This is a genomic window from Vibrio sp. T11.5 (genome assembly GCF_027587155.1).
Lineage (GTDB): Bacteria > Pseudomonadota > Gammaproteobacteria > Enterobacterales > Vibrionaceae > Vibrio > Vibrio neptunius.
The window spans coordinates 95,292-103,775 of the sequence record NZ_JAPPTP010000017.1; the positions used below are offsets into that span (position 1 = coordinate 95,292).

The window sequence follows — 8,484 nt, forward strand, 5'->3', positions numbered from 1 at the left end:
GAGGCTAGGCCGAAGCAGCACCTTAGCGAGTGATAATACCAAATGAAACAGCCTAGCTAGGCTATCACATTCGTGGCGTTGCCCCTCAGTCGCGCTAAGTGAATTTCTCGCTCAAAACTTGATGTTTACTCTAATGGATGGACGTGATGTTAACAGGTGTCCACAAGCTTAAATACTCAATTACCCTGTTAGCTATGTGGTATTCGCTATTCAATTGATGGCTAGTTACGATGTTTAACTAAACGCACCGGCAACCCGAGTTTAACCAAATGATTAAGTACAAACCGACAGTTCCAAGCACAATCGTTTAACGAGATAAGATTATCATCAACACCAATCAGCTTTATATCTTGATCTATATACATTGTAGGTGGCACCGCATCCTCTGTTTTAGCTTGAATATCAGCGTAGCTAATATAAGCAATGGCGGCGCGTGATATTTTTCTGGATTCATGACCATTTATGCTGGGAGTTAGCAACCAAAGTCCTTCATTAGTGGCGCAAACCGCTTCAAATGTGGAAAATCTTACGTTGTGACAAAAGTTATATATGGCTGAGAAACAAGGCAAAGCAAATATGATAAACATAATGAACATCATAAAATGTACGCCAAAGTCAGACATAGATTCAGTCCCATTTACCATATGACCAAACTTATTTTGATGACGTTCAACAGGGAACATAAACTCAAATAGGCTAGGTAACCAAAAGACGTAAGCGTACAAACAAACCAGACTCAGTACAAATAGCGGTGCTGTATCTCGCCACGACTTTCTAGTCATAGTATCTCCCATAGTCGTGGATAAATGCTGATTGATCTCTGTAATGATAGTGGCCGCATCATCAGCTTCGAATGGTTCTTCTTCAAAAGAGATCGTACCCACAAACTCGAGTTCCCTCTCTTTATCCGCGCTTTGATAAGTCTCATCCACTGCAGATAGTGCAAGTACTTCAGCGGGCCGCTTGTCTATATAGATATCAAATCTTTGCATTAATAGGCAATTGGACTGCTTGTTCTCAAGCAGTAAATACTTATTCGTCAAAGGTAAAGACAGTTCTTCTTGTTGATGCATCCATCTATAAACTAATACGGACAGACAAATTTGATAAGCCACATTACCAAGCATTAACATAGTGACATCAGCCCAAGCATAGGCATTGCCCACTACGGAAATCAAAATAAAACAGCATAATACTCGTTTATCAAGATTGGACATTAGTGCCGACTTTACTACATGAAGGCAGTCATCTTGCTTGTATATGTGCTGGTGTAACCTAGGCTTGAAAACAAAACTAACAATAACGTAAACCGTGGCTATTCCGCTTGTTACTAGCGTAATAGTCTGAGAATCATAGAAAAATGCACTAACAAGTATACACAGGCCAATCAGCAAAAAGGCTTTTTGATAAATACTTCGAGTAAATGGGGTGAGAACGGTATCTTGAATACTGGCTATTGTATTCACTGTATCTCCTAGGTTTATCAGATGGTTCATTAGGGGAGTGAATCTATCGACAACGGCTAGCGAAGCCCTGAGCTACCATGAACAAAAGGCTGAGCTTTGGTGGTAAATACATCCTAGCATCGATGTCTCGTTATCACTTGGGAACAAGGATTCGTATCTTGTTGGCTTTTTGGGCATAACGATTTGTAAGCATTCGCTATAATTTCTTAGCCTTGTAAATAGAGGGAAGCTGATGTTCTTTGCTCAGTATTCTCTCCAATCTTTGTTCGAACTGCTTGGGCTTCTTAGAAACAAAAAAATACGTTTTAGGGGCTTCACGCTCAAAATCCTCGCCAGTAATTATCGCTTTTTTCCCATATTTCATGAAGTCAACGATCTGGGACAACAAGAAGTTTTGGTTTCCATGTTTACTATTTGCGTGGCTTTTTGAGGTAGCTTCAAGACGAAATGGACGAGGCTTGTAGGTGCTGGAAGATAAGGTTTTCTCACCTAGTAAGCACACAAACCCTCCATGACAATTGATGTATCGGTAGCCTAGACTCTGGAATGAACATGCCGAAATCTTGCCTAAGCGCCATGTGTAAACAATCCCACGTCTTCGATCAAAGTGCAGATAAGCTCGGCGAGGAATAGCCAGAATAACGATAGATATAATGAGAGCAACGAGAAGATAAGCGGCAATAAATATTAGAGTTTCATTGAGCCGTTCTTTTTCTGATTCTGTGCCGTATGCCTGTATTGCTTGTACATATCGAATAGCCGAGCTTGTTCCCTTGTCAGATAACAACACTCTATAGAAATCTATCCTTCGCTGGTCCTCTTTGAGTAGGGTATCAATGTCCACTCCTCTGCGCTTTCGGCTATAGATATAGTACTCATAGGTATAGACCTGCGGGTTGATGGAAGCACGTGAGATTGTGCCGAGATACCGACTCTTATCGGGCGTGATACCTTGCTCTAACTCATCTAGAGTGCTGTTGGCAACGTCAATCATGAACTTACTTGGCCCAAAGTCAACGATACGCCATAAGCCAAAGGCCCAAATGGCGACTAAGATAGGTAGCAACAAAAACAGTCTCAGTTGATGCCAAGATACATCTTTAATAGTGAGTATATCGTCATTTACTGACATGATCGGTGACAATGGATCATCGTACGGCTGTGAATAAGCATGGTTCTCTGAACGAGTAACCCAGTCCAATATGGGCTGATAATGCTTTCGATTCAGAGAAGCCAATAATAGCATAAGACTCCCACCAATTGCCGGCATAGCGGGGAAAGGAATTTCTCCATTTAAAATACGCTGAAAAAATTCCTTCCCCTCATTTAGCCAGTAAAGTACTGTTTCCAAATCCATCGATTGCCCTACCTCACTCTGTTCATTTAGGGATTTTTATTGCATCTACGCCTTGAGAACACTGGTAACATTATTCTCTGCCGAGATACTTCCAGCCACTCCGTATAAATTTGATCCCGCTTTTTTCCGGATAGATTCCAGACAACTTGCCTCGCTATGGCCTTGAGGTGGGGAAACAAGCCATTCATAATTTGAGTTGACCTTCTTTTTCCCTAAGTATTCAAAAATGAGCAATGCATATTTGTAATCATCGGAGTGACGTCCCGTTTGCAATTGGACTTGATAAACACTGTCATCTAGGGGCAGACCATCGACAGTTTTCTTGTTGCCAAGCAACTCGATCCCCATAAGCCCTGCTAGGGCAATGGCCGATGTAGTCTTATGCTCCGCTGCCACCTCTGGCTTATAGGTAAGTACAGGAATAGTGGTTTCTAGCCGCACTTGAATACCACAATAAAAATTAGAGGCACCATTACCGAAAAAGGAAGTATCGCCTTCTGTATAGTAAATTCCAGCATTGGCAGACTTCCAATCGACTTTAGCCTTGTTCACATCACCAGTTTGGGCGCCGAACAAGTCTAGGGTAGGCTGCTCCGTCTCTGTAATTTCAACAGAAAGTGTCACCTCGGGATCTTTCGCAGAGAGCGAGTCACTGAGACGTCTAATCACTTTGTCGACCGAGTAGTCTTCGATACCCTTCTTAGCCTTGACGCTGATGTTTACGTATCGATTATGTCCTAACTTCCCTGGGGCTTTCTCCCACTCAAATTTATTGACGATCGCAATATCTTTGATGGCTGTTTTTATTTGAAACTCGGCTTCTTCGATTTGATCGACACTTCTTTCAAACTTAATATTGACTTGATCGCTACATCCTGTGATCAGTAACAACAATAAAAGGGCAATGATTCTCATGCTTATACTTTCTGGCTAATTTAAATTCTGAAATAGTAGCAGAACCGTTTTTATTAATATAACAACCATATGACAGGCTCATAGTGAGTAAAACAATCCAATAGCTTTATATTTTCTGTTAGTTTGTCTAAACCTTTAGTTAAAATGAAACTTTGAATAGAGAAAGTGTTGTTATTTGTTATAATTTATATTTTTATTTTTGTGATCTCTTGCTAATAATTATATTTAATACATAGAACAGCTATAATCCACACACGTTAATCACTGTGCATTAATCGACCATTGCTAGGATATGAGCGTGCTAATGTAGCCTCGATGGGTAGATGGTAATGGTCTGTAGGCCGCACTACTCTTGTAAATACCGATACAATTTAGGAAGAACGTGTTCTTGTTGCAAAAGCTTTTCCAATCGTGCTTCAAAAGGCTCTGGTCTTTTATCAATCATAAAATATGTTTTAGGTTGAGGGCGGTAAAACTTCTCACCGGTAATGACGGTACTTTTGCCATTTTCCATAAAGTTGAAGATTTGTTGAAAGAACTCATTATTGTCTCGGGCAGTATTAAGAATTATTTTACCCGTCGGTTGAATTCTGATCGGCACCATATCGTAGCCATCTTTACCCTTTCTATTTTCAGCGTATAAGTAAAGAACAATACCCGTACTTTTCTCTAAGAACCCCAAATTTTCAAATCGACAAGCGGCCACACGGCCATAGAACCACGTATAAACAACCCCGCGTTTTCTATCAAAGAAAATATCAGTAGGCCTTAACGTTCTTATGAAAAACACACTCACAAGAAAAACGATCAAAGCCGACACACCCGTAGCTTTTAATTCTATTTCTAAGCCTTCACGTAAATCTCCACGACCAGACTTGTAAACAGCTCGAATATAATTGACCAATGAATATTCTCCATTATTAGCAAACACTGTTTGATAAAATGAATACTCCCTTCGGTCATAGTCATCAAAATAAGCTCCTTTTTGTTCTTTTTGTTGATAGCGACTCAATTGCTCTTTCCCATGAGATATAGAAGCTGAATTTAAGCCCAAATCACTGAGTATAAAAATAAAGAGAAACCACACCACCACCACAACAGGAACAAGATAAACGGAGCGAATAGTATGCCTTGCATCGCGAATAGATATAATATCATCAGTCACCTGCATAAATGGCTCTGGTGGTTGATCAGTAGGCGGTATAGCTTTCTGATTGACAAATTCATCTCGCCCATCCATCAACTTTTGTGCATACCGAAACCTAACCAGGGTTTCTTGGTTATTGACTCTGCTCATCGATTAATCCTATTCAATATTGCTATGCTTACCATCAATCATGCCGTGGTGGGTTGTGACTAAATTGCCATCATTTGTGACCATACGCTTTGGAGGTGAATACTAAACCTTTCATGTGACTCTCATTCAACCTGTAGCCACCTGTCCGCCTATCAATTGGGCACTTGTATTCTGCCGTACATCAGAGGGAGTTCTTCCTCCAACTCGAGGATTTTCTCTAATCGCTCTTCGAACCGCTCTGGGCGTTTGTCCAAACGAAAATAGGTCATGGGGCGTTCTCTAAAAAATTCCGCCTCTGTGAGGATCGCACTTCGGCCTTTGTCCATATAATTGAATATTTGCGCTAGGAAATAGTCGTTATCTTTTTCTCTATTTAACGTGATTTTACCCGTAGGTTGGATAACAGTCGCCTCTGTGCAATAGCCAACTTGACCGCCTCCCTTTTCCCAATATAGGTACAAGTACAGCCCTGTTCGGTGTTCTAAAAAGCCCAAGTTCTCAAACCGACAAGCGCCAATACGACCAGACGACCAAGTGTAAACAATCCCTCGTTTTCGGTCGAAATAGATATCGGCCGGCCTTGGCATTATAAACAGAACAAAACTGAACAATATGGCCAAACTGAGTGAGACAGCAGAAAGAATGAGATATGTAATGAGAGATTCTTGTTCTAATTCTGAACCATGGACAAAAACAGCTTGGCTGTAACCCCAAAGCGAGTAGTTACCATCCTTATCGAGCATCATTTTATAATAGGCATAATATTTTTTATCAAAGTCATCGAAATATTCACCTCTAGCTTCTTTAATTTGGTAGTCGATAAGACTCTCCTTCGCTGTATCAATCGATGCTGTATTGAGCCCCAATTCTCCTACACAAAGAAAAACTATAAACCACAGGCCAAGCACCAACGGTAATAAATAGGGCAAACGCAAATTATGCAGAGAATTGCGCACGGCCAACACATCTTCCGTGACCTCCATAAAAGGTTCAAGAGGGTCTTGCTGGGGTTCAATGGGAATACGCTGGGTAATCTTTTCTCGCCAGTTCACTAACTTTTGTGGATATTGATACCCGAGCAAAACGCCATGTTTCTTTTTTCTTTGCATTCTATCCCCTGCTATATGTTGCTTGGCTTGTCGTCAATCATCCCGTAATACGTTTGTGTCAGAACGCCTTTGGACGTTAACATACGTTTTGGGACAATAATATCTGGGCTTTGTTGGTAGTACCAATGCAGGTGAAGTTCTTCATCTGGCTGAGCTTCCATCTCCACGGTAAAATTCAAGTATAGGGTTCCATTGACCATTTCAGACTGGAAAAAGTCCTGACTGTTGGCGGCCGCGCTGAGAGCCCGCTGAAATGCCTTTGTGGCCGCTTCATCCTTTATTAGCGTTCCATTCCGCATTTGATTGATCGGCTGCATAATATCAACAACTTTCTTTCTGCATACCATACCAATCAGATTGGACTTCCCTTTCATATAACTTGGCAGCGCGATGCGGTAACCGTAAACTTTTCTGGTGCTGGACAGCTCTTCCTCGACCCACACTTTTAGCTCAGGGCGCAATAGTAAGTTCATAAACTCTTGCTGCTCTATTTCAAAAGCTAAGTTAAATTTTGACTCATGAAACTTTTTAGCTGCAAAATCTAGCCTCTGCGCTACATTAAGCTTCCCCTTGAGGTGAAAATACCAGAAAGCATAATATTTACTGTTGCCCCAAAAACATCGATTGAGGAGGTTCTCCAGCTCGGTTTTGCCGTATTTCAGTTTCATGGATTCCGCCACAATCAATAGCGTGAAACCGATCAACGCAAAATACCCAGAGCTAATCGTCGATGAAGACATACTTCTTATCGATAAAATAGCACCGTGATTGGAATTAGCAGGCAATAAACTTTGGACTACTTTCAGGGAGGGAGCCGCCGCAAACATAGAGTAGGCAATCATTGAATTCATATTGGCATACATAAGGCCTGTATTCCCTGCCTTACTAGCATCCATGGCATCCATCGCCGATGTGGCAACCAGCGCCAAATTGGAAGCACTAACCAAACCGGACATGCGTGTCGATTTCGATAGTACTTCAAGCTTATCTAATCGGCGACTAATGACGCCAGTAACCGAGCGCGCGGTTCCTCTTGCTATTGCACCTAGCAGCCCAGGTAACCCAATAGACACGGCTTGGTAGAACTTTTGAGAATTGAGGGCTTTTCTGGCCAGCAACAACTGAGCTCTGTGCCCCCCAGTAGAATCAACCACCACGGCCGATAACCCGGCCACCGCCAGCGCATAATCCTGACTCGCGGACAGCCAATCGTGATTTTTTGTTGGATCCGCTTGTTCAAATTCACTCTTTAGAAGCAATTGCACTAGCATTTCGATATTGGCTTTAAGCGAAACGGAAGATAAAGCTCCATCAGCCGTTTTACCCAATAAACTGGCTGTCGTTGCGGCTTCAAAATTAGCAAAACGGTGGCCGAATTTCGGTAACTCTAACTCTGGGATGGCTCTATTTTCTGCGTCCAATTCAAACTCAGGGAGCGTGGTGGTTCTCTCAACATTGGCCCATTTAATTAATCGGGTGGCTGTTGGCATCACGGATTGAGTTCTTGCCATCTTAAAATGACTCTTGCCACCTGAATTGATATGTTCAGAGAGCATATCTGCCAGCTCCTGCAAAGTAATTCTAACCTTGCCACCTTCTTCAACAATACCGAAACCTTTTTCAAAGAAGAAGGGGATAAAATTGAGCAAGCCAGCATAGGCAACCGGCCTTAAATTTAACGCCGTCGTAACCACGGTATCACCACCATACTTCGCCATGGCTGAAATCCAATTCCAAAGGAACTGAAGGAGGCTAGAGGTGTTATTCGCCAGCGACGTAGACAGCTCTGCCCAATCCACGGTATCTTGACATTGAAGAAGGATAAGTTTGAGCTTATCTTCATAAGTGAGATAGATATTGTTTGTGCCTTGTTCGTAAGCCAAATTAATCATACTGATGGCTGTATCATGGCCTTCCTTGGTACCCTCAAGGCCATCCATAATACTTGTCATAATATGGTTGAGCTTCTGAATTTCTTTCAGTGGCTCGATTGACTGCTCCGAGAAAAACATATCGAAGTAGGCATCTAGGGAACCTAATGACCCGTCTGCTAAATCCTCAAAGGCGAACATCGAAAACAATTTGAGTATCTCAGCTCTTCTTGTCTTAAAATCGGAAAACAGCGTCTCTCGTTCATCAAAGAAGTGGGTCATCGCCTCAAGATTGATATTCTCTTGCACGGCTTGGTGGATCTGAGGATCTTTATCTGGCTTCATTAACTCGCGTATGATGTTACCAATGACTTTCGGATAGGTATCCGCGCTATCTGCAGTCATTTCAACCGTGGCCAATAGTGATAACACGAAAGACAGCTCAACCTGGCGGCCAACCGGGTCAAAC

General features: G+C 42.1%; 6 protein-coding genes. All 6 read right to left on the minus strand.

Features of this window, described 5'->3' with window-relative positions; genetic code table 11:
• Nucleotides 1-221 precede the first annotated feature (221 nt).
• Entirely contained in the window at nucleotides 222-1,466 is a 1,245-nt protein-coding gene (locus OH455_RS16540) for a hypothetical protein (RefSeq protein WP_269982123.1), read from the minus strand.
• A gap of 196 nt (nucleotides 1,467-1,662) precedes the next feature.
• On the minus strand, nucleotides 1,663-2,712 hold the full coding sequence (locus OH455_RS16545; protein ID WP_269982124.1) for a hypothetical protein: 1,050 nt from the start codon (nucleotides 2,710-2,712) through the stop codon (nucleotides 1,663-1,665).
• A gap of 156 nt (nucleotides 2,713-2,868) precedes the next feature.
• Nucleotides 2,869-3,738, minus strand: a complete 870-nt coding sequence (locus OH455_RS16550; RefSeq protein ID WP_269982125.1) for a hypothetical protein — start codon at nucleotides 3,736-3,738, stop codon at nucleotides 2,869-2,871.
• Nucleotides 3,739-4,084: 346 nt separating this feature from the next.
• Nucleotides 4,085-5,035 (minus strand): hypothetical protein, encoded by a 951-nt coding sequence (locus OH455_RS16555; RefSeq protein WP_269982126.1) that lies wholly within the window; start codon nucleotides 5,033-5,035, stop codon nucleotides 4,085-4,087.
• A gap of 152 nt (nucleotides 5,036-5,187) precedes the next feature.
• Nucleotides 5,188-6,144, minus strand: coding sequence for a hypothetical protein (locus tag OH455_RS16560; protein WP_269982127.1), 957 nt, complete (start codon nucleotides 6,142-6,144; stop codon nucleotides 5,188-5,190).
• 11 nt (nucleotides 6,145-6,155) lie between these two features.
• Nucleotides 6,156-8,484: hypothetical protein (locus OH455_RS16565; RefSeq protein WP_269982128.1), on the minus strand; the 2,329-nt coding region annotated here is incomplete at its 5' end.